Origin of the sequence: Caballeronia sp. LjRoot31, from assembly GCF_964253885.1 — a bacterium.
GTDB lineage: Bacteria > Pseudomonadota > Gammaproteobacteria > Burkholderiales > Burkholderiaceae > Caballeronia.
Map to the genome: position 1 here is coordinate 17,339 of NZ_CAXURX020000003.1, position 22,555 is coordinate 39,893.

A 22,555-nucleotide genomic window follows, 5' to 3' on the forward strand; every position below is an offset into this window, starting at 1 on the left:
CCGAAGGAAGACTTTCCGCACAGCTATCACAGTACTGAAATGCGCAATGTTTCCGATAACCTGAATCCAGCCCTCCGACCGCCAATCCATGCTTTCAACTTCAAGCGCCACACTGATGACGTTAGGTAGCGTTATCGTGTTGGTCATGCCGGGTCCCACAAACACGTTGCTCGCCACCGCAGGTCTGAGGTCGGGTGTCCGGCGCTCGGCTCATCTGACTGGCGCCGAATTCGCCGGCTATCTCGTGTCGATTTCAGGCTGGGGATATTTCCTTTCGCATGCGGCTACCTCGCTAACCTGGCTACCAACGCTCTTGCGTATTGCGAGCGGTCTATATCTTGCCTACCTCTCGGTCCGCATGTGGCACACGGCGAACTCGTTTCCTTCGCCGGCGCAAGGGACGATCGGCCTGCGCGTGTTGTTCATCGCTACCTTGCTCAATCCGAAAGCAATCCTGTTCGCTGGCACGATTTTTCCTGCGGCCGCGTTCGAAAATTTGGCGGCCTATCTGGAAGCGATGGCAATCTTCACGATCCTGCTGATTCCAATCGGTCTGGCCTGGATCGCATTTGGCGCGGAACTCGGTAGCGGCCGCCTGATGCGGATCAGTCCGGTGCATGTGCAACGTTGTGCGTCGATCATTCTCGCTGCCTTTTCCTTGTCTCTTGCGTGGGCGGCATTGCACTAAGTGGCATGGGTTCAGGCTTGGCGCACGTCGCCTGGCCGTCTCAATTGACACGATCCCAGCATCGGGCAGTTCGCAAACGGCGCTTAAATAGAAGGTCAGCCATTGACAAGGAAACGATCATTTCCTAATATGGGAAGTGATCGTTTCCTATTAAAGTCCAATATGACATTGCTCCAGTCGTCAAAACACCCCCGTGGTCCGGGCCGCCCTCGCGAGTTCGACATGGAGAAAGCATTGGATGGGGCGCTCCTGACGTTCCGTGAACGAGGCTTCCACGCCGCGTCCATCGCCGATCTCAGCTCGGCGATGGATCTCACCGCCGGCAGTATCTATAAGGCATTCAGCGACAAGCGCGCGATTTTTCTCGCCGCCTTCGACCGCTACACAAGCCGACGCAACGCTCGCCTGCAGCAACTGCTCGAAGTCGAAGTGAGCGGGCTCAACAAGATCAGGGCCATGCTCGCCTTTTACGCGGAGTCGTCGCATGGCGTTGAAGGACGGCGCGGCTGCCTTGTGGCAGGTAGCGCAACAGAGCTTGCAACCTTCGACTCGGAAATGGCCGCACGAGTGACAACGGCCTTGCGGCGCGTGGAAACGTCGTTGCGCACCCTCATCCAGCTTGGCCAATCCGACGGTTCGATCCCTTCTGACATAGACGTAGAAGCCACCGCCCGGGTCTTGCTCTGCCTGATGCAAGGTTTTCGCGTTATCGGCAAGACCGGGCGCACGCGCGCCGACATGATCGCAGCAGTCGATCAAGCCATGCGATTGCTTGCTTAAAAAAATTTCCTGATTTAGGAAACGATTATTTCCATATAGATAGGACTGTAACCCGCGTTCATTAGAGGAACCGACAGCCACTCACTATCAGTCTTCGTGGCAGCGGCAACCGATCTCACTTTAGGAAAGGAGTACCACTCATGACGCAACCGCAAACAGAATCAGCATTACAACCTGCACTCCGCACGATCGAAGCTTTACCGGCGTCCCGGTCCGACGCCAGGTTGACTGGCTTCGAGCATCGTTTCGAAACCGTCAACGGTGTGAGATTGCATTATGTTTCCGGCGGCAGAACCGACGGCGACACCGTCGTTCTGCTCGCAGGTTTCCCGGAGAGTTGGTACGCATGGCGTAAGGTCATGCCGCTGCTTGCCGAGCGCTATAAGATCGTTGCCCTGGACCTCCCCGGGCAGGGCGACTCCGACCGCCCTGCGCACGGATACGACACACAGAGTCTCGCAGGCATGGTTCACGGCCTGCTTCAGCAACTTGGTATTAGCGAGTATTTCCTGGCCGCCCACGACGTAGGCGCATGGGTCGCCTATCCTTACGCAGCGCTTTTTGGCAACGAAGTCCGGCGGCTCGCGTTGCTGGATGCGGGAATTCCGGGCATCACCTTGCCGGACGCCTTGCCTATTGCCCCGGAGCGGGCATGGCGCACCTGGCACTTCGCGTTTCATGCCATACCCGACCTTCCCGAGATGCTGATAGCCGGCCGGGAGCGCGAATATCTGGACTGGTTTTTACGCCGAAAGACAGCGAACCCTGAGTCATTCTCAGACGCCGACGTGGACGAATATCTGCGCGTCTTCAAGAAAGACGGCGGCTTACGAGCGGGGCTCGCCTATTACCGCGCCGCAGCCCTGTCTGCGCAACAGAATCGCGCACTATGCGCCAAGGGAAAATTGAAAATGCCTGTGCTGGCGCTAGGCTCCGACCAAGGGTCCATTCCGGACATGGCTGCTCCGCTCAGGGCTTTTGCCGAAGACGTTCACGGCGGCACGATCGCGTTCTGCGGCCACTTTCTTCCGGAAGAACAACCGGCAGCGGTCGCAGCCGAACTGACCGCCTTCTTTAGCTGATCCCAGCCGGTCACTCCACAGCCTCCGACGAGGGCCTTAACACGGGAAGCGCGGCCTTCCGCCCTCCGGCAATCATGATGAACAAGCCGTAGCTCTGGTAAATATCAAACAGCAATCCGCCGATGCTGCCACCTGCGATAGCGGCGATGCCAACCGCAATATAGAGGGCGCCGAGAATCGCACCAAGGTTCGCCACTCAAGCAGGTCGCCTCTCGTTATCTTCGGACACCGAATAAACAACCGCGAACTAAATACCTGCGTATCTCACCCGTATGCCTGTATCAGCGCCTTGGGAAGCCCCCCTGTGTATGCCCTCCTACTCATGGCTGACCTGCGAAAGCGCCGCAATCAAATCACCAAAGCGTTCACCCTGAACCACAATGTGCCCGCGCAACGCGACAGCAGCTGCTTCGCCGTCGCCTTTGGCGAGAGCGTCCACCACTGCCTGATGCTCGTCGAAGGACGAGGTCATGCGCCCCTTCACCCGTAGCTGCAGCCGTCTATACGGTCTTAGCAGCTTATGCAATGCCTTCGCCTGGTCATGGAGGAAGCTGTTATGGCTGCCCTCATAGATCAGGCAATGGAAACGCTCGTTCAAATGGTAATAGTCGTCGGGGTCGTCCGAATCGCGCGCTTCCAGACAGGCAAGATGCGCCGCACCAAGCGCCTCAAGTTGCCCGGCGCTCATCCGCCTTGCGGCAAGCCGGCCGCACATTGCCTCAAGCTCGGCCATCACTTCGAACATCTCGATCAGCCGATGCAAGCTGATCTTTGCCACCACCGCGCCATGTCGTGGCCGCATTTCTACCATGCCGGCTGCAACAAGCTGCAAAAGCGCTTCGCGAACTGGCGTACGAGACACCTGGAAACGCGCGGTAAGTTCGGACTCATCCAGCGAGGCGCCCGGCGGAAGGACCCCGGTTGCGATGTCTTCCTCGATGGATTCGCGAAGCTGATCGGCGCGAGTGAGCTTGTTCGTCATGATCGACCTTTTACGGTTGCGGGTTGGCCGGAGCACTCAAGGCCAGACAGTACGCGTAAACGATAGTTGAGAATGCGGTGGGGAGAATTATAAATACACAAGGTTCCTTTAAATATATTTCTAAACGTCACACAGCTTACAAAGCTTTTGCGACGGTTTCAATGGTCCTCTTCCCGAGGTTCATTGTGTCCTTCAAGTTTGCTCGCGCTCGCCAGAAACGGGCGCCCGTTTGCCTATGCGAAACCGGCGTCGCTTATCTCTTTCCGTTTGCGGACGTGGGGCGTCCTTAAGCGCAATCCGATTCGAGATCCTTGTTCCATGAAGCTGGCCATGTTCGGAGAAACTGATCATGAAAGTCAAATCAGTAGGTGTACTACTGGGAATGAGTGTGATGGGTGTGAGCGTAGCGTTGATCGGTGGATGCGGGCACAGCGACAATGGTTCGGCGAATACCAGCAAGGGCGCGGGCTTTATCAACAGCTTCCAGATCATCTCCAGCGCGCCCGCTTTCGGGGGCGCCACGCCGGCCGGAGCAGCCGGCCCTTATCAGGTCATTACAGCCGTCGTGCACGGCGAGCTTGATCCGAACAATCCGCTCAACGCCGGTATCGTGAACATCAAGAACGCGCCGGTGGGCTCCGACGGGTATGTGGCCTACGCGACCGATGTCGTGATCCTGCGGCCCCAGAGCGCATCGACCGCAAACCGCGTTCTGTTCTATGACGTCGTCAACCGCGGCAGCAAAATTGGCGACGCTTCGTTCGTTGGCGGTGGCGCGCTCGATACCGGCGCGGCCCCCACGTCCAGTTTTCCCTCGCTATTGCGCAATAACTACACCGTCCTGTGGAGCGGCTGGCAAGGCGATGTTCCACTCACCGGCAACAGTACGCTCGCCGGCGCCGGGCTTCTGGGCACCAGCTTTCCGGTTGCGACCAACAAGGATGGCACGCCAATGACCGCGCTGAGCCGCGAGGAGTTCATCCCTGACTACGCGGGCGGCCCCGCCACCACGATCCCGTTGACCTATGCACCCGCCAATCTGAACGACAAGACTTCCGTGACGTTTACCGCGCGGCAGTCGTGGCTGACAGCTTATGGCAGCATTCCCGGTGGATTCCAGACGTACACGGCGCCATCGGTATCGGTACCCACCTGGAGTTATGTCAGTACACCAAACAATGTCTACGAGGGTAATTACTCAGTGACGTTTACGCCGCCGGCCACCGTGCCCGGGCCCAACGGCTCGAGTGTCGCGCCCGACGCAGGCACCATCTACAGCTTTGTCTATATGGCGGCCGCGCCCACCGTCGACGGCATTGGTTTCGCGGCATTGCGCGACCTGGTGTCGTTCCTTCGATACGACTCGACGGATGCTCAGGGCGTCGCCAATCCGCTCAACGATCTGAAGACTGCCCCTTGCGCCACGGCCTCTTGCTCGCAGAACACCAACTTCGACATCGCTATTGGAGAAGGCATCTCGCAATCGGGCCGGTTCATGAAGGACTTCCTGTATGAGGGTTTCAATGTAGACAAGAACGGCAAGATCGTTTTCGACGGCATGTTCCCGATCATCTCCGCTGCCCGCCGTACGTGGACCAACGCGGCATTCGCGCAGCCCGGCCGCTGGTCAAAGCAGCATGAAGACCATTTCATGCCCGGCTTCCAGTTTCCGTTCACCTACGCGACGCTCACCGACCCCGTCAGCGGCGCGACGGATGGCCTGCTCAAGCAATGCTCGGCGACCAACACCTGCCCGAAGATCATGCAACTCGACGGCGCGTTCGAATGGTGGGGTGGCGCGGCGTCGCTGGTGGTCACCGACGGGCGCGGCAACGACATCCAGCTCCCGCCCAATGTTCGTTACTACTTCGTGCCAGGAACGCAACACGGCGGCGGCAGTGGGGTAACCACGGGCAACTTTGTCGTACCTGCGACCGGCAGTCAGTGCCAGTTCCCGGCTTCACCGGTCGAAGAGACGCCTATCGAGCGAGCGCTTATTCCCGCGCTTGTGAACTGGGTCGCCAATGGCACCCCGCCGCCGGCGTCGCAGTATCCGACCGTTGCAGCCGGCACGCTTGTAGCGCCAACCCAGACCGCTACCGGGTTTCCGAGCCTGACGAACGTCTTTGTACCGAGCGGACCGGCGGCCACCCCAGTCCAGTTGCAACTGACCTTTAACGGTGAGTACAACCAGCTGTTCGTGACCGACTACAGCAACGCCGTGCCGGTGGTCAATACCGCGCAGCAGTACACCATTCTTGTGCCGAAAGTCGATGCCAACGGCAACGAGACAACCGGCGTGCTCGTACCCGATGTCAGCGTGCCGCTCGCCACCTACACCGGCTGGAATTACCGCGGGTTGGGCCATGCAATAGGCGACGGCTGCATCTCGAACGGCGCGGCAATTCCGTTAGCCACGAACGCTGCCGCAGAAGCAGGCGGGACGGATTCCCGCGCCACGCTCACGACGCTCTATGGCGCCAGCAGGTCGAAGTACCAGGCTGCCGTATCGGCAGCGGCCAATGCGCTCGTGAGCCAGGGCTATCTGTTGCAGGCCGACGCCGACAACGTCTTCGTTGCCAACGCCGCAAGCATTTCGCCTACCTTGTTGCCCTTGCCCTGACGCGAAAATGAGGGAGCCGGATCGTGGCGCCACCCGGCGTCACGGCTGACTCCCCATGCCGATTCCTGACTTCCTGACCGCGACGCACGATGAACAGGATGGAGCGATGACCGGAACGAGAAGACGCACAGCCGCCGGGTTTATCGCTGCCGCAATGATGGCGCTCAATGGCTGCGGCGGGGGCGGAGGTAGTTCTGACACAGCGAACCCCGGTGCGCCTGCACCGGCCGCGCCGAGCGTAATCGTCTATCAGGACAGCTTGATGCTCGGCAGCGTCACTCCGCAATCATTGTCTTTCGTTCCGGCAACAACGACCGTGAACGCCATGATCGTGAGTCCTGCGGCCGCGCCGCTCGTTGCCGCCGGCAACACCCCGCTTGTATCGAGCTATTTTCCGGGCACTGTTCCCGGCGCGGGCATAGCCTGTATCTCTGCGCCAACGAACAGTATTGGCACGGTGACAGGCGTCAACGCCGGCGTGAACATCAAGAGTGTTGCTGTGATGCTGGATGGCTCCTGGACAGCATCGACCACCCCCGATGCAAACTGGAGTGCTCTTGGCGCCAGCGCCGCAGTGTTTGATGGCTCGGAAAACTGCGGAGCCAAAGCGGAAGGCAGTCCGTCGCCGTCGTCCACCTTGACGATCAATGCGGACGGCAGCTTCTCCGACAACGTATTCGACGGCAACCCCTCCACGACAGTTACTATCGTCGATCAAAGCTTCAGTTCGACACAGGCCGCGTCGATGCTCACGGACGCCGGTTATCTCGATGCGAGCCAGGCTGACAATCCGCAGACCATTCGCCTGAAGGTATTCCAGAACGCTGCCAAGCAGACACTTCTCGTTGAGCAAGGCATTCCGGCCAGCGGCGCGACCAACGCAAATCCTGGTTTTGTTGCGATCTATTTTCAGCGGTAAGACCGATCGACAACGGACTGCAGGTTCACAACGAAGGCCGCCGAGAACCCTTTCCATCTTCTATCCGATACCACCACGCGCGGCAGTTGGCGCGTTTCAACGCCGCTCGCGCAGCGCTATTTACCTCTCCTTCACATGCATCACCCGAGCGGAAAGGTCACCATCCTCCATCGATCCGGGCGCTAAATTTGTCGTCGATGGTTTCTTTTTCGACGAGAATATCGAATATACAAAGCATTACTTATCATATTAAATGGCAGACATGCCAGCAGGTCTTGCTCGACCCCATTGTTCAGATATTTGACCTTTTGAGTTCCTGTTTGGACTGGGTATTCATCTGACCTCGGCGCTGCAACCCATACTGCGTCAGCAGTTCAATACAAAACCGTTCAATGCAAGAGAGCGAGGAGAACGTCCCGCCTCCTCAGGCGCTTTTCTTGCTGATGCAGGACGCCGTACCTCGCGTTGTTACGCTGGGCTGCAGCGAGCGATTCGCGCTTGCACGCTGTGGATATGATGTGTTGTGGACCGCTCGACAGCCGCCGGAGAATCGCCATGAAATCTCTGCAACGCAAATCCGCTTTTTGCCCAGCCTCTCGTCGCCACTTGTTCAAAACATGTACGCAATTGCTGATAGCGGTGTGCCTCGGGTCATGCGGCGGCGGCTCAAGCAACAGCCCGACCACCACCACGACCACCAGTGCAGGCGGCGCCAGCAGTACGCCCGTGAGCCCAAGCGCGACACCCGCGCCGTCCACGACCACGCCAAACAGCACGACACCCACGCCGGCCCCGACAACCCCTGCCACCACTCCCGCGCCGAGCACGACCACACCCGCCGGAACGACTACCGGCTCGACGCCAACGGCTGTGGCAGCCTACGCGACAGACGTGCTGATGCACCACAACGACCTCGCACGAACCGGCCAGATGCTCTCCGAAACGACGCTCACGCTGACCAATGTCAACTCCACAACGTTCGGGAAGCTGCGCTTCCTGCCTGCCGACGGCAAAGTCGACGGGCAGCCGCTATTCGTGACGAATCTCACGATGGGCACGGTCGCGCATAACGTCGTCTATGTTGTGACGGAGCACGACAGCATCTACGCCTACGACGCCGACAGCGGTGCCGCGTTGTGGCAAATATCGCTGGCGCCTGCGGGCGAATCCTCGAGCGCTGACGTCGGCTGCACGGACATCACGCCGGAAATAGGTATCACGTCGACGCCGGTCATCGACCGCTCGCGCGGTCCGAATGGGACGCTATATGCCGTCGCCATGACCACGGACGGCAGCGGGAACGTGCATCATCGCCTGCACGCGATCGATCTTGCGACAGGAGCCGAACTGTTCGGCGGCCCGACCGAAATTGCCGCTACTTATCCAGGCAGCGGTTCGGAAGGTGCGAACGGCGTCCTTACCTTCAATCCGGCGCTGCACACCGTACGCTCGGCACTGACGTTGGTCAACGGCACTATCTACATGGGATGGACCGCTCACTGCATGTCCGGCAACTATAACGGCTGGCTGATGGCCTACAGCGCCGATACGTTGAAGCAAACCGGCGCGCTTCCGGTTACGCCAAACGGCACCAAGGGATCGATCTGGATGGCGGGCTCGGGCATGGCGTCGGACGGGACATCGATCTATTTTATCGATGGCAACGGCACCTTCGGCACGACGCTCAACGCGCAGGGATTTCCATCCGATGGCGATTTTGGCGACACGTTCGTCAAGCTGTCTGCTCTCCCGACGCCGGTCGTAACCGACTACTTCGCGATGTATAACACCGTAGCCGAATCCGACGTGGATGGCGATTTCGGCTCCGGCGGACCGATGCTGCTCCCCGATCAAACCGCTGCGGACGGCACGGTCAAGCATCTGGCTTTAGGAGCAGGCAAGGACACCAATATCTACGTCGTCGATCGCGACAACATGGGCAAGTTCAACCCAACGACCAACAACATCTGGCAGGAGCTGATCGGCGTCCTGGCTGACGGTATCTGGGGCTCGCCGGCGTACTTCAACCATGTCGTCTATTACGGAGGCCAGACCGATACGCTCAAGGCGCTGCCTGTCACCAACGCACTGCTCGCCACCGCACCGTCTTCGCAGACCGCGTTGCAGTTTCCTTATCCCGGCGCGACGCCGGCCGTTTCGGCGAACGGCACGAGCAACGGCATTGTGTGGGCGGCAGAAAACGGCACGATTGGGGCGCTTCACGCATACGACTCGACCAATCTTGCGCACGAGTTGTACAACAGCAATCAGGCCGGCACGCGGGACCAGTTTGGCGCGGGCAACAAGTTCATCACGCCGATGATCGCGGAGGGGAAGGTGTATGTAGGAGCGACGAACGGCGTTGCGGTGTTCGGCTTGCTACAGTAATGCTGAGATACGAAGGGGGATACGGATATCCCCCTTCGCGTCAATTGTGCAAACCGCCCGGTCTATGTCACCGCTCTTAGCGCTTTTACAAGTTCAGCCAGCCGATAGGGCTTGTTGACGAAGGCAAAATTCTCGATACGCCCGTACCGCTCGCGTAATGCCGGAATGGGATATCCCGAGGCCACTATCACCTTGAGACCGGGCCGAAGCTCGCGCGCCAGGCGTGCCAGTTGAATACCGCTCATGCCCTTCGGCATGACTACGTCGGTGAACAGCAGGTCGATGTCGGAACGGCGTTCAAGGATCGTCATGGCTTCGACGCCGTTGGCCGCTGTCGCAACCTCGTAGCCTATGCTGCGAAAAAGCTGCCCCGCCGCGTCGAGCACGTCGGGCTCATCTTCCACGATAAGAACCGTATCCACGTTGTCGCCGGCCGCGGCAATCCTGTCGTCTGGCGCGCCTTCAATCACGGGCAAGTACATGCTGATGGTCGTACCCTTGCCCTCTTCGCTGTCGATCACGACGTCGCCGCCGGATTGCGCGATGAATCCATAGACCTGGCTTAAGCCAAGTCCCGTGCCCTTGCCCACCTCCTTGGTCGTGAAGAACGGCTCGAACGCGCGTGCAACAACCGCTGGCGGCATACCCGAGCCTGTATCGGAGACAGAGACCCGGACGTAAGCACCCGGCGCCAGACTCCCGACCTCCACGGCACCCAGCTCTACGTTGTCGACGGCGATTACCAGCTTTCCGCCAGTGGGCATGGCGTCGCGGGCATTGACGACCAGGTTCAGCAACGCCGCCTCGAAGCGGGCGGCATCCAGCAAAATGGTCCGGGCGTGGCGTGCCAACCGGATGTCCATTTCGATAGCGGAATTTCCCGCGCGGCGCAGCACGGGTTCGAAATTGCTGATCACAGCGTTCACGTCATATTTTTCAACCTTGAGCGGTTGCCGACGGGCGAACGAAAGCAGTTGCTGAGTCAGGAGCGCCCCGCGCTCGACGGCGCGTCGCATGGCGTCCAGTATCTTTGTATCGGCATAATTCTGCGCGCGCGAGGCCAGTACATCCACGCTGCTTGAAACGATCGCCAGCAGGTTATTGAAGTCGTGGGCAATGCCCCCCGTGAGCTGGCCGATCGCTTCCATTTTCTGCGACTGGAAAAGCGCCGCATTGGCTCGCTCAAGCGCCTCCGCTGCCTGCTTTCGTTCTGTTATATCTCGCGTAACCTTCGCGAATCCCAGCAGTTTCCCCGCTTCGTCGCGGATCGAATCGACCACCACGTGCGCCCAGAATCGCGTTCCGTCTCGGCGCACACGCCAGCTCTCCTGTTCAAACCGGCCTTCGCTCGCGGCCGTTGCCAGCGTCTGGGCAGGCATGCCATTAGCACGGTCTTCTTCCGTGTAGAAGACCGCGAAATTCGAACCGACAATTTCCTCTTGCTTGTAGCCCTTGATGCGTTCGGCGCCGGCGTTCCAGTTCGTGATCACCCCCGTTGGGGAGATCATGTAGATCGCATAGTCGGTCACGCTCTGAACGAGCAGGCGGAACCTGTCCTCACTTTCACGCAGCGCCTCTTCGGTCGCTTTGCGCTCGGTAATGTCGCGCGTGATTTTGGCAAAGCCGATCAGCTCGCCGGAGGGAGTGCGGATCGGATCAACCACGACGCTTGCCCAGAATCGCGTGCCGTCTCTTCGCACCCGCCAACCTTCATCTTCGAACTTACCTTGTTCGCGGGCGGTTTGTAACGCCCGGGTCGGCTTGCCTGAGCGCCGGTCCTCCTCCGTATAAAAAACGGAAAAATGCTGGCCGATGATCTCGTGGGCGGCATAGCCTTTGAACCGTTCCGCCCCGGCGTTCCAGCTATTGACAATCCCCTCGGGGTTCAGCATGTAGATGGCGTAATCGCTGATGCTCGTGACGAGCAATTCAAAGCGCTTTTCTTCGCTCACGCCACACAACTTCGCACGGTCGTCGGTTTTCATTGTTCAGACTTCCACGTGTCGTAATTTTAGTTGTCGTCCAAGAAGGCTGTATCGCATCACGCGATGCTTGTTCACCGATGATAGTACTGGATTGATTCATTTATCGACACGTCTTACGGAAACGTATCGGCAGGTGACGAGCAAGGCGAAAAGGAAGAGGCGCGGTCTGGTCAGTCGACGTCGCAGGCGGCGTGTCGGATCGCCTGAAATTCCGCGCTCGGCAGCCCCGTTGATCAGGACACGGCGGCTCCCACCGCGTCCGCGTGTAAACTAGCGAACTTTTTGACTCTGGTGGTATGGTGCAAGCCCCTCAGCGCACAGCTTTCAACGGACCGACGCTCATTCGCTTGCTGGCTCGCCTGGCGGATGCCGATGTTACCGAATCCAGACAACCGCTCTCGGACAGGCTGAGCCAATGGCTCCACTGGACAGACGCCATCGCGCTGTCCACGGCGCTCAACGGTAATCCGCCTGCCGTAGCCCCCGGCGCGCAAGCCCTGGGCAGCGCGGAGGAGACCGAGTGCGCCCGCGTGCGCAGCACGTTGGTGAATGCGATCGTTAGCGGTAGTGCGCCTGCCGCCGCCAAGCGCCACGGGTCCGCGCAAACGGCCTCTCATGGAGCTTCCCTGGACGCTGCCGTCGACTATCCGGCTTTTCGTCAGATGTATCTATCCATGCAGCAGACGATGGAAACGGGCATCGGCAACTTGCGTAGCCGCTTGCGGGCAAAGCTGGCTGCCAGAACACCCGGCATGAGCCGGCTCGCGGAGGTGGATGCCGTCATGGAGCGTGCACTGAGTCCGCGCGAGCGGAGTCTGCTGGCCACCGTACCGGCATTGCTCGGCGCGCATTTCGAACGGTTGCGCAAGACCGAGCGGGAAACGCTGGCCGACGCTCAGGCGTCGGAGGACACCCCGACGATCGCGCCGGGCGCGTGGCTGAACGTGTTCCGCAAAGATATGCAGAGCGTGTTGCTGGCCGAACTGGATCTTCGTTTTCAACCGGTCGAAGGGTTGCTCGCGGCCCTTCGCACCCGCTAACTGGGACGCTATGTCCAGATATCTGAATCTTGTCGTTTTTTTGGTGGGTCTGGCCGCTGTGTGCTGGATCGGCGCCGGTTACGTCGGCTCGAACGCGCTTGCGCTGGCCGTCACCATGCTCGTGGGGGCCTGCTATCTGGCGGGCGCGCTCGAATTGCAACGCTACAGCCAGGCCACTTCCACCCTGGCGCGTGCCCTGGCGGACCTGTCCAAACCTCCGCCAAGCCTCGCCGCCTGGCTCGACCGATTGCATCCCAGCTTGCGTAATGCGGTGCGCCTGCGCATCGAAGGCGAGCGGGTAGCGTTGCCCGGCCCGGCGCTTGCGCCCTATCTGGTTGGCTTGCTCGTGTTGCTGGGCATGCTGGGCACGCTCCTGGGCATGGTGGCGACCCTGAGGGGCACGGGCATGGCGCTGGAAAGCGCGACGGACCTGCAGGCTATACGCGACTCGCTGGCCGCACCGGTCAAGGGGTTGGGATTTGCGTTCGGCACCTCGATTGCAGGCGTAGCCACATCCGCCATGCTCGGACTGCTTTCCGCGCTGTGCCGGCGCGAGCGGATCGAGGCCGGGCAAATGCTCGACGTGAAGATCGCGACCACATTGCGCATCTACTCGCAGACCCATCAGCGCGAGGAAACTTTCAAGCTCCTGCAGCGGCAGGCCGAGGGGATGCCTGAACTGGTCGATCGGCTGCAGATGATGATGGCGGCCATCGAGCAACAAAACCTCGCCGTCAACGCGCGGCAAATCGCCAGCCAGGAAGCCTTCCACGGCAAGGCCGAGGCAACTTACGCCCGCCTCGCTTCGTCGGTGGAGCGGTCGTTGAAGGAGAGCGTCGCCGACAGCACCCGCGCCGCCGGCGCGGCGCTGCAGCCGGTCATGGAAGCCACGATGGAAGGCCTTGCCCGCGAGACGGCTTCCTTGCATGCGACCGTCACGCAGGCCGTAGAGCGGCAGTTGGACGGGCTGTCGAGCGGATTCGAGGCGAGTACCGCTACCGTGGCCGGTATCTGGAATCAGGCGCTAGAGGGACATCAGCGATCGAGCGAGGCGCTGGTCCAGCAGCTAAGCACCTCACTGGATCGATTCACCGACACCTTCGAGCAACGTTCGGCCGGCCTGCTGGAAGGCGTCGCCGCGCGCCTGGACGCTACGGCCGGCAGTGTGTCTGCGGCGTGGAACGAAGCGCTGTCACGGCAAGAACGCGCTGGCGAGACGCTGGCGAGTCACAACCGGCAAGCCTTGACCGAGGCCGCAGCGGCCTTCGAGCAGCATTCGGCGTCGCTCCTGCTCACGGTCGGCCAGTCGCAGGCGGACTTGCAGGGTGAATTGGTATCGCGGGACGAGCAACGGCTCGCGGTCTGGACCGAGACGCTCGGTTCGATGGCCGCTATGTTGAGCCGCGAGTGGGAGCAGGCGGGCACGCGCACCGCGACCCGGCAACAGGAGATGTGCGACACGCTGGCGCAAACTGCACGCGATATATCGGCCCAGACGCAAGCGCACGCCAGCAACACGATCGCTGAGATCGACCGGCTGGTACAAGCTGCGTCGGAAGCGCCCAAGGCCGCGGCGAACCTGCAGGCGGAATTGGCATCGCGGGACCAGCAGCGGCTCGCGGCATGGACCGAAACGCTTGCTTCGATGGCCGCCACGTTGAGCCGCGAATGGGAACTGGCGGGCACGCGCACCGCGACCCGGCAGCAGGAAATTTGCGACACGCTGGAGCGGACCGCGCACGACATATCGGCCCGGACGCAGGCGCACGCAAGCGACACGATCGCCGAGATATCCCGGCTCGTGCAAGCGGCATCGGAAGCCCCCAAGGCCGCCGCTGAAGTCGTCGCCGAACTGCGCCAGAAGCTCTCCGACAGCATGGTCCGCGACACCGCGATGCTTGAGGAACGCAGCCGTCTGCTGGCAACGCTGGAAACCCTGCTCGATGCCGTGAACCATGCGTCCACCGAGCAGCGCGCAGCCGTTGACGCGCTGGTCGCGACATCGGCGGGTCTGCTGGAGCGTGTGGGCACCCAGTTCGCCGACAAGGTTGAAGCCGAAACCGGCAAGCTCGGCGCCGTTGCCGCGCAGGTCACCGGCAGCGCGGTCGAAGTGGCGAGCCTGGGCGAAGCATTCGGCATGGCCGTGCAGTTGTTCGGCGATTCGAACGAGAAGCTGGTGACTCACCTCCAGCGTATTGAAGTCGCGCTGGACAAGTCACTCGCCCGCAGTGACGAACAGCTTGCCTATTACGTGGCGCAGGCTCGGGAAGTCATCGACCTGAGCATGATGTCGCAGAAGCAGATTGTTGAAGACCTGCAACAGCTCGCCGGCCGGCGTGCGTCCGCCGAAGCCGGGGATGGAGCCACGGTCGCATGAGCGAGGATATCGACGGCGGCGTGGAGACGATCGCGCCTGTATGGCCTGCCTTCGCCGATCTGATGTCGGTGCTGCTGGGCGCGTTCATGCTGATCATGGTGGGCGTCATCGGCATGCAACTGGAGCTGTCTTCCAAGCTTGAGCATGAGGTCAAGCAACGGCAGATGGAAACGCAGCGCCGCAAGACCCTGGAGCAGGCGCTGGCCGGGCCGCTGGCAGCGGGGCGGGTGACGCTGGTCAACGGGCGTATTGGCATCAACGGCAGCGTGTTGTTCGCGCTCAACTCCGATCAATTGCAGCCCGAGGGCCGGGACGTATTGAAGAGCCTGGCCGGGCCGCTGACCGCTTATCTCCAGGCCAACGACCAGATCCTGATGGTGAGTGGTTTTACCGATGACCGGCAGTTGCGGGAGAGTAACCGCCGCTTTGCCGACAACTGGGAGCTGTCAGCGCAGCGCGCGTTGACGGTAACCCGTGCGTTGATCGACGCAGGCGTCCCCTCCTCCTCCGTATTCGCGGCCGCGTTCGGCTCACAGCAGCCCGTCAGCTCGAATGCCGACAACGAGGGACGGGCGAGGAATCGGCGAGTGGAAATTGCGCCGGTCCCCAGGCTGTCGAACGCAACGGTGAAGCCCGGTGAATAGCGAAGCGAGTGATGTGACGGTTAGCATCCGCTCGACGCTCGATGCATGGCGCGAGCGCGGCGCCGATCGGCTGGATCCCGTCCGCTTTCATTTTATCGAAGCGCTGGATCGGCGAGCGGCCAGCCACAGCGGCGAGGCGCGACGGATTCTGGATGACAGGCTGTCCACACTGCTCGCGGCCTATGCTCGCGATCTCGAGAACGCCGCGTCCCAAACCGCCCATGCCGGCGAGCCCGCTCGCGGGGCGCTTGCCGGGCTGATCGAGTACATGAGCCACCGCGCGCCGGTGGATGGCGACGGCCCCACCACGGGTCACACCTTGCCCCGCGCCTCCTATCCAGAAATGGAGGTGCTCGATTACTTCCGAAAAACCTGGACCAAGATCAGTGCCGAGAGACAGTTCCGGCAGTCGCTTGCACAAGTGCCCGGGAATGCCGGGCCGCTCAACTCGAGTAGCCTAGTGCATCGCTCGCTCTCGCTAATGCGCGAGTTGTCACCTGGGTATCTGCAGCAGTTCTTGTCGTACCTCGACGCCTTGTCGTGGGTGGAGCAGATGAACGGCGGCGGCGCCTTGCCGGATAAAGATGCGCCTCGCTCCGGGAGCCCTCGGAAAAGCACGCGCGGCAAACAGCGCTAGCGCCACGAGTAGAAGTCAAAGGGTTGCGACGACGCTTGGGTACTGCCCGTGTCTCACTCATCGTCCCGCGCTGTCAGTTCGCGGACGAGCGGTATGACCTCTTGTGCGAACCGTTTCATATCCGCTTCAAACGGCTGAAACTGCAGCATGAACAATTCGATTCCCGCTCGATGAAACTCGACAATACGCCGCGCTACCGTTTCGTAGCTGCCAACCAGCCCCGCTGCGGTCCCGCCATTCGATCCAACGCGCGCTGACTTGGCGAACGTCTGGTGCATGACCGCCTTCGGATCGATGTTTTCCTTCTGCGATGCACGCAAGGGAGCATCCTTCGCAGCAAGCGCGAACAGGTGATCGAGATGCTCCTGCGCCTGCCCGTCCGTTGGCCGCGCAATCACGAAGGCGGAAAGCCCGAAGCGCAATGGCGCACCGGTACGGGCACGCCCTCCCACGTCTTCGATCAGCCGGCGCACATCGGGCAACGGTTGGCCGTTGATGAACCAGAAATCGCCGCGTTCAGCCACGAGCGCTCTCGCCGGCTCCGACTCGCCGCCGACATAGATGCGCGGTCTCTCCCGAAAGCGGTCGGCCGGGCGCAAGACATAGTCTTCCACGTCGAAGAACCGCCCCTTGAAATTGGTACGCTTTCCAAGCATCAGGTCATTCACAACCGTGATCCATTCACGGCCGTATGCATATCGTTCGTCATGCTCAGCAAAGCCGATACCGGCCTTGGCCAGCTCAGGACGATTCCATGCGTTGACCAGATTGATCGCGAATCGCCCACCGCTGATGTCTTCAATCTGCATGGCCATTTTGGCCAGGGTGACGGGATGATAGAGATAGGGCTTGATCGCCGTGATGATCTCGATGCGCGTAGTTAAAGCAGCCAACGCTGCCGAGGCAGTCCAGGCCTCTAGCTGATCAAGCTTTTCGTCATGGGGATTGATCGTATGCTGCGCGACCAGGGTCGAGTCGAAACCGAGTCGCTCGGCTTCCAGGATGAGGTCGCGGTTGCGAGCCCATGACGCATCGTAGGGCTCGTCAGGATCCTGCAGCGCGGCGCGGCTACCGTGCACCAGCGCCCAAATGCCGAAGCGGGGAGTTGACGAAGGCATCAGTCGACCTAATGTGGATTGAGAAAAACAAGAATCAGAACCTGCAAGCATGCGTCGACCACATCGCGCAGGTCAATGCGACGCTTCCAGTTTGTTCGCATATCGATAGAAGGAAAACCGGAATGACAATTCGTCTGCAATACGGCCATTCCTGGTGAGAGTTTCCGTCTCTCCGCATCTTCTCAGTTCCTTATATCCGAACACGAAATCACGTTGCTGCGTTATGGCGATAAGGTTCAGCCGATTTATTGTTAGATCAAATCGTGCCTGGTTCTTATACTCGCTCACGTAACTGCTTGATTCGAACCGAGCCACTCAACCGCTTCACCGTGCCGTTTCCTTCGCGACTCCCTTGTGAACGACTACCCAGCGAGCGACTACCCATCATGACAACGCCGAACCCTCGCAGCGCAGATCACCCTATCGATCCGCAATTCGTCAATCGCTGGTCGCCCCGCGCCTTTAGCCAGGAACCTATAGACAATGCGACGCTGCTGACCTTTCTCGAGGCCGCCCGTTGGGCGCCGTCCTCGTATAACTCGCAGCCGTGGCGGTTCGTCTACGCGACGCGCGACAGTGAGCACTGGCCGCAATTTCTGGGTTTCCTGAACGATTTCAATCGCACCTGGGCAAATCATGCAGCGGCGTTGGTCATCGTCCTTTCAAAGAGTACGTTTGTCCCCCCGGGCGGAACAGACGAGGTGCCGACCATCAGTCATTCGTTCGATACGGGTGCCGCGTGGGGCTATCTTGCGCTGCAGGCAAGTCTGGCCGGATGGCATGCGCACGGGCTGGCCGGAATCGAGCGAGACAGAATCCGGACAGAGTTGAAAATCCCGGATATCTACTCGATTGAAGCGGGGATCGCGATAGGCCGTCTCGGCGACAAGGCTTCGCTGTCGGAGGCGCTACAGGCGCGAGAAACGCCCAGTCCGCGCAAACCCCTTGGCGAAATCGCCACCGAAGGTCGATTTGCCGCCTGACTTATGCAGCCTGACTTATTCAAGGAAATACGCCAATGTCCCATCACGTCTACAAGCAAATTGAACTGACCGGCTCGTCAACGCAATCGAGTGACGACGCGGTGTCGGTCGCCCTGGCAAGGGCTAACAAAACCTTGCACAACATTGACTGGTTTCAGGTCATCGAAACGCGTGGTCATGTCGAGGGCGGCAAAGTTGCGCACTGGCAAGTGACGCTAAAGGTCGGCATTCGTCTCGACGACTAGACTAGTCACGGTGGCCGCGTCGGCGCACGTTATAGGAACCTTGGCTCAAGAGGACGATGCTTTCCATAGCCGAAATACTTGGTTCGCGCGCGTGCGAGGCGGCGTTAACTTGCACGCTCAACAACCAAGTACCCAGTGAAGGAATATAAGGTGGCCTTTTTGCTGCGTTTCTCCCGACGTATCGCCCTGTTTTCACTCGCCTGCCTCGTCTTGACAGGCAGCCTGAATGCGAACGCGGAAGAGCAAGTTCTGAAGATCGGTGTGACGACTGGGCCCCACGAAGAGATTTTCGAAGCCGTCAAAAAGGTGGCGGAACGCGATTACGGCCTGCATATCCGGATTGTGACCTTCAGCGACTACATACAGCCGGACGCCGCGCTCGATGCGGGCGATCTTGACGCCAACAGTTATCAGCATCGTCCTTTTCTCGCCTCCCAGATTCGTGCACGTGGCTATAAGCTGGTGGGCGTCGGGCGTACGTGGATCGGCCCTATTGGCATCTACTCAAAAAAGTACAAGCAGTTCTCAGCGCTTCCCGATGGTGCCAGCATCGGTATTCCAAACGATCCGGCAAATGAGAGCCGAACGCTGCTGCTGTTGCAGAAAGCAGGCGCGATCAAACTGCGCTCCGGGATCGACCCCATCGCGGGCATCAACGCGACCCCTCGCGATATCATCAGCAATCCGAAGCATTTCAAGTTCACTGAGATCGACGCTGCGCAACTGCCGCGCACACTCGACGATTTCGATGCGACCACGATAAACGCCGACTATGCGATCAAGGCCGGTCTGAATCCCGGTCACGACACCATCCTGGTAGAGGATGCGAATGGGCCGTATGCCTGCCTGATTGCCGTTCGGGAGCAGGATGCCGGCAAGCCGTGGGTTCAGCAGATCGTCAAGGCATATCAATCCGACGAAGTGCGCAACTTCATTCTCACGCGCTATAAAGGCGCGATCATACCGGCGTTTTAATACCCGGCAGATCAGGCTGCGGCGGCGGTCCAAGCCTTCATGCGCATACGCACATGCGTCATGCCGCAAGGGCAATCTCGCCGCTCAGTGCCTGGCCAGCCGTTTCACCACGGCGATCATCCGGTCGACCTCTTCCGGCGTGTTGTAGAACGCGAGCGACGGCCGCACGGTCGCCTCCACGCCGAAGCGCCGCAAGATAGGCTGTGCGCAATGATGCCCGGCCCGTACTGCAATACCCTCTTCACTGAGCGCACGCCCCACCTCTTCGGGCGTGTAGCCGTTCAGAACGAATGACAGCACGCTCGCTTTGTCCTGCGCCGTGCCGATCAGGCGCACGCCCGGAATCGGCTTCATCAACGCGGTGGCATAGTCGAGCAACTCGTGCTCGTAGCGCGCGATGTTTTCTATGCCGACGCGCGTCACATAGTCGATAGCAGCGCCCAGGCCGACTGCATCTGCGATGTTCCCGGTGCCCGCCTCGAAGCGATGTGGCGCCGGTTGAAACACCGTCCGCTCAAATGTCACGTCCGAGATCATGTTGCCGCCGCCCTGCCACGGCGGCATTGCATCGAGCAGCGCCCGCTTGCCATAGACCACACCAATTCCGGTCGGCCCGAACACCTTGTGACCCGAAAAGACAAAGAAGTCCGCATCGAGTGCCTGCACATCCACGCGCATATGGGACACCGACTGCGCGCCGTCGATCAATGCAACCGCGCCGACGCGGTGCGCCATCTCCACCATTTCCTTGACCGGTACGACGGTGCCGAGCGCATTCGACACCTGCGTCACCGCGACGATCTTCGTCTTGTCGTTCAACAACCGGCTGTACTCTTCGAGCAGCACCTGGCCCGAATCGTCAACCGGAATCACCCGCAGCGTCGCGCCAGTCAGCGAAGCCAGTTGCTGCCACGGCACGATGTTCGCGTGATGTTCAAGATGCGACACGACGATCTCGTCGCCCGCCCCGACGTTCTGCACTCCCCACGACTTTGCCACCAGGTTGATCGCCTCGGTCGTGCCGCGCACAAACACGATCTCCTCGGGCTGCGAGGCGCCGATAAAGCGTTGAACCCTGTTGCGGGCTCCCTCATAGGCATCAGTCGCGCGACCCGCCAACGCATGTGCCGCGCGATGAATGTTCGAGTTCTCGTGCAGATAGAAATAGGCGAGACGATCGATGACGGTCTGCGGCTTTTGTGTAGTGGCCGCGTTATCGAACCATACAAGCTGCCGGCCGTTCACACGCTCCTGCAGGATCGGGAAGTCGCGTCGGATCGCGTTTACATCGAACTGGGGATGGCCGGACTGCGCCTGCGCTGCAGGGTCCGATGTGCGGCCCGATGCCGGCGTCCCGGGCGAGCGGATATCCTCGAGAAAATAACGCTCGGTGGCGTCCGGCCGGGCGGGAGCCGACTCCGCAAAACCGCGCGGCAATCCAAACGACGATCCTTGCGGCGGGCCAGCGTTCGCGGACTCTCCAGCAGGCAGCAGTGACGGAACACCCAACGGATCGAGCAGCGATGCCGCGGGCAGTGGTCCGTCCTCAACGCCATACGACGGAGGCCTGGCGATATCGATGAAATAGTAAGGTGATGCGCTGCTGCGACCGGCAGCCCCATCGGTCGGCAGATTCGCCGCCGCGGCTTCCGGCACACCGAGCGCGGTACCCCCGTAGCGACTGTCAAGCGCGGGTGCGATCGTCACCAGATTGTCGGGCAAACCGTTCTGCGCAGCGGCATGCGGCAACAAGGCAGGCGCACGATTGCCGAGCGATAGAACGTGGGTCGGCGCTGAAGGCGCAAGGTTGGCACCCGGCACCTTGCCTTGCGGTATGGCTGCACCCGGTATGCCGCTGCCTGCGCCGGACGGTCCCGCCATCGGAGAGCCCGGGGGCACCGGATTCGTCGAAGCCGGCAAAGCGGGCGCCGCCGCGGCAAGCTCGGAGGGCGCACTGCCAGGCACACCGTTGCCGCCAAGCGTACTGCCCGGCAACGCGGCAAAAAACGCGTTTGCAAGACGCGCCAGCATCGCTGGATCGGGCAAACCGGCAGGAAGCGCTGACGTTGGGTCGGGATAAGCTGTCGCCGAACTACTGGTAGGTGTGGGCATAGTCATGGTACTTGCCAACCTCAACGTCCTCGAGGACCGCCAACGCGTCCGGCGTGTGCACTGCAAGCGAGCAATACAGCGACACCAGGTAGGAAGCGATTGCCTGATTGTTGATCCCCATGAAACGCACCGATAACCCCGGCCCCTGCTCGCCTGCCACGCCCGGCTGATAAAGACCGACCACACCCTGGCGCTTGTCGCCGACTCGCAGCAGCAGGATCTTGGTCTTGCCGTCGTCCACGGTTACCTTGTCTGACGGAATCAGCGGGATGCCACGCCACGTGAGGAATTGCGAGCCGAACAGGCTGATGGTTGGAGGCGGCACGCCACGGCGCGTACACTCGCGGCCGAAGGCGGCGATCGCCAGCGGATGGGTCAGGAAAAACGCTGGTTCCTTCCATACCTTGGTCAACAGTTCGTCGAGATCATCGGGAGTCGGCGCGCCGGTCAGCGGCAGCACGCGCTGCTCTTCCGCGACATTCGCAATCAACCCGTAGTCAGGGTTGTTGATCAACTGGCTCTCCTGCAACTCCTTGATCGTCTCGATCGTCAGGCGCAGTTGTTCCTTGATCTGGTCGTGCGGACTGCTGTAAAGATCGGAGATGCGCGTGTGCACCTCGACAATTGTGCTCACGGCGTTCAGGAAATATTCGCGCGGCTCCTCTTCGTAAGGCACAAAGGTGGTCGGCAATTGGCTTTCGTCTTCGCGCGCGGTGCATGTGGCAGTCACGGCTTCCGGATTCTTCACCTGATTCAGACGATAGATGCCTGCCTCGACCGGCACCCACTGCAGCAGATGCGTGAGCCAGCGAGGTGTAATGGTTGCAAGCTGCGGGACAGTTTTGGTGGCGTTCGCCAACTGCCGTGCGGCATGGTCGCCGAGTGCGCTGTGACCGGGTGTTGCCATTTTCAAACCCCCTTTCTGTAAGAAATACGGGAATGCTTATAGGCAAAATTGATCTGGAACGAGTAGCAAA

At 60.6% G+C, this 22,555-nt stretch carries 19 protein-coding genes; 13 read left to right on the forward strand and 6 right to left on the reverse strand.

The annotated features are described in order from the left end of the window. Positions 1 to 88: 88 nt before the first annotated feature. From ACSQ8V_RS28865 to ACSQ8V_RS28875, 3 genes are all read left to right on the forward strand, one after another. Complete coding sequence (locus tag ACSQ8V_RS28865) at positions 89 to 688, forward strand: LysE family translocator (RefSeq protein ID WP_436208046.1); 600 nt, start codon at positions 89 to 91, stop codon at positions 686 to 688. Positions 689 to 910: 222 nt separating this feature from the next. After that, on the forward strand, positions 911 to 1,468 hold the full coding sequence (locus ACSQ8V_RS28870; RefSeq protein ID WP_436208047.1) for a TetR/AcrR family transcriptional regulator: 558 nt from the start codon (positions 911 to 913) through the stop codon (positions 1,466 to 1,468). Positions 1,469 to 1,608: 140 nt separating this feature from the next. Then, on the forward strand, positions 1,609 to 2,550 hold the full coding sequence (locus ACSQ8V_RS28875; RefSeq protein WP_436208048.1) for an alpha/beta fold hydrolase: 942 nt from the start codon (positions 1,609 to 1,611) through the stop codon (positions 2,548 to 2,550). A 10-nt stretch (positions 2,551 to 2,560) separates the two neighbouring features. Here the strand turns inward: ACSQ8V_RS28875 and ACSQ8V_RS28880 are convergent, their stop codons facing one another. Together ACSQ8V_RS28880 and ACSQ8V_RS28885 are read right to left on the reverse strand one after the other, a co-directional pair. Further along, positions 2,561 to 2,746, reverse strand: a complete 186-nt coding sequence (locus ACSQ8V_RS28880; protein WP_436208049.1) for a hypothetical protein — start codon at positions 2,744 to 2,746, stop codon at positions 2,561 to 2,563. Positions 2,747 to 2,866: 120 nt separating this feature from the next. Beyond that, positions 2,867 to 3,532: a GntR family transcriptional regulator gene (locus tag ACSQ8V_RS28885; protein ID WP_213763784.1), complete on the reverse strand. Its 666-nt coding sequence runs from the start codon at positions 3,530 to 3,532 to the stop codon at positions 2,867 to 2,869. 349 nt (positions 3,533 to 3,881) lie between these two features. Here ACSQ8V_RS28885 and ACSQ8V_RS28890 point away from each other — a divergent pair, with 349 nt between their 5' ends. The 3 genes from ACSQ8V_RS28890 (at position 3,882) to ACSQ8V_RS28900 (ending at position 9,462) form a co-directional block, all read left to right on the forward strand. After that, the gene (locus ACSQ8V_RS28890; RefSeq protein ID WP_436208050.1) at positions 3,882 to 6,155 is read left to right on the forward strand and encodes an alpha/beta hydrolase domain-containing protein; all 2,274 of its coding nucleotides are present in this window, start codon (positions 3,882 to 3,884) and stop codon (positions 6,153 to 6,155) included. Between the two features lie 55 nt (positions 6,156 to 6,210). Beyond that, positions 6,211 to 7,074, forward strand: a complete 864-nt coding sequence (locus tag ACSQ8V_RS28895; RefSeq protein ID WP_436208051.1) for a hypothetical protein — start codon at positions 6,211 to 6,213, stop codon at positions 7,072 to 7,074. 555 nt (positions 7,075 to 7,629) lie between these two features. Continuing rightward, entirely contained in the window at positions 7,630 to 9,462 is a 1,833-nt protein-coding gene (locus ACSQ8V_RS28900; RefSeq protein WP_436208052.1) for a pyrrolo-quinoline quinone, read from the forward strand. 62 nt (positions 9,463 to 9,524) lie between these two features. Here the strand turns inward: ACSQ8V_RS28900 and ACSQ8V_RS28905 are convergent, their stop codons facing one another. Beyond that, entirely contained in the window at positions 9,525 to 11,447 is a 1,923-nt protein-coding gene (locus tag ACSQ8V_RS28905) for a PAS domain S-box protein (protein ID WP_436208053.1), read from the reverse strand. Between the two features lie 296 nt (positions 11,448 to 11,743). Between ACSQ8V_RS28905 and ACSQ8V_RS28910 the strand changes: the two genes are divergently transcribed. Genes ACSQ8V_RS28910 through ACSQ8V_RS28925 form a run of 4 tightly spaced genes read left to right on the forward strand, consistent with a single transcriptional unit; the run spans position 11,744 to position 16,145 of the window. Further along, on the forward strand, positions 11,744 to 12,487 hold the full coding sequence (locus ACSQ8V_RS28910) for a DUF3348 domain-containing protein (RefSeq protein ID WP_436208054.1): 744 nt from the start codon (positions 11,744 to 11,746) through the stop codon (positions 12,485 to 12,487). 10 nt (positions 12,488 to 12,497) lie between these two features. After that, the gene (locus ACSQ8V_RS28915; protein WP_436208055.1) at positions 12,498 to 14,864 is read left to right on the forward strand and encodes a DUF802 domain-containing protein; all 2,367 of its coding nucleotides are present in this window, start codon (positions 12,498 to 12,500) and stop codon (positions 14,862 to 14,864) included. Further along, complete coding sequence (locus ACSQ8V_RS28920; RefSeq protein WP_213763789.1) at positions 14,861 to 15,508, forward strand: OmpA family protein; 648 nt, start codon at positions 14,861 to 14,863, stop codon at positions 15,506 to 15,508. The genes ACSQ8V_RS28915 and ACSQ8V_RS28920 overlap by 4 nt, the downstream gene beginning before the upstream one ends. Continuing rightward, positions 15,501 to 16,145 (forward strand): DUF2894 domain-containing protein, encoded by a 645-nt coding sequence (locus ACSQ8V_RS28925; protein WP_436208056.1) that lies wholly within the window; start codon positions 15,501 to 15,503, stop codon positions 16,143 to 16,145. The genes ACSQ8V_RS28920 and ACSQ8V_RS28925 overlap by 8 nt, the downstream gene beginning before the upstream one ends. A gap of 53 nt (positions 16,146 to 16,198) precedes the next feature. Here ACSQ8V_RS28925 and ACSQ8V_RS28930 read toward each other — a convergent pair whose 3' ends face one another. Further along, the gene (locus tag ACSQ8V_RS28930) at positions 16,199 to 17,263 is read right to left on the reverse strand and encodes an LLM class flavin-dependent oxidoreductase (protein WP_213763791.1); all 1,065 of its coding nucleotides are present in this window, start codon (positions 17,261 to 17,263) and stop codon (positions 16,199 to 16,201) included. Between the two features lie 386 nt (positions 17,264 to 17,649). Here ACSQ8V_RS28930 and ACSQ8V_RS28935 point away from each other — a divergent pair, with 386 nt between their 5' ends. The 3 genes from ACSQ8V_RS28935 to ACSQ8V_RS28945 all read left to right on the forward strand — a co-directional run bounded on the left by ACSQ8V_RS28935 (position 17,650) and on the right by ACSQ8V_RS28945 (position 19,466). Next, a complete protein-coding gene (locus ACSQ8V_RS28935; protein ID WP_436208057.1) occupies positions 17,650 to 18,246 on the forward strand; it encodes a nitroreductase family protein in 597 nt (198 codons plus the stop codon). Between the two features lie 35 nt (positions 18,247 to 18,281). Then, entirely contained in the window at positions 18,282 to 18,491 is a 210-nt protein-coding gene (locus ACSQ8V_RS28940; RefSeq protein WP_213763793.1) for a dodecin, read from the forward strand. A 186-nt stretch (positions 18,492 to 18,677) separates the two neighbouring features. Further along, entirely contained in the window at positions 18,678 to 19,466 is a 789-nt protein-coding gene (locus ACSQ8V_RS28945; RefSeq protein ID WP_436209207.1) for a MetQ/NlpA family ABC transporter substrate-binding protein, read from the forward strand. 84 nt (positions 19,467 to 19,550) lie between these two features. On the opposite strand, the gene ACSQ8V_RS28950 is transcribed toward ACSQ8V_RS28945, so the two are convergent. Both ACSQ8V_RS28950 and ACSQ8V_RS28955 read right to left on the reverse strand, forming a co-directional pair. After that, positions 19,551 to 21,584: a family 2A encapsulin nanocompartment cargo protein cysteine desulfurase gene (locus tag ACSQ8V_RS28950; RefSeq protein ID WP_436208058.1), complete on the reverse strand. Its 2,034-nt coding sequence runs from the start codon at positions 21,582 to 21,584 to the stop codon at positions 19,551 to 19,553. Next, a complete protein-coding gene (locus tag ACSQ8V_RS28955; protein ID WP_213763795.1) occupies positions 21,559 to 22,485 on the reverse strand; it encodes a family 2A encapsulin nanocompartment shell protein in 927 nt (308 codons plus the stop codon). The genes ACSQ8V_RS28950 and ACSQ8V_RS28955 overlap by 26 nt, the downstream gene beginning before the upstream one ends. Positions 22,486 to 22,555 lie beyond the last annotated feature (70 nt).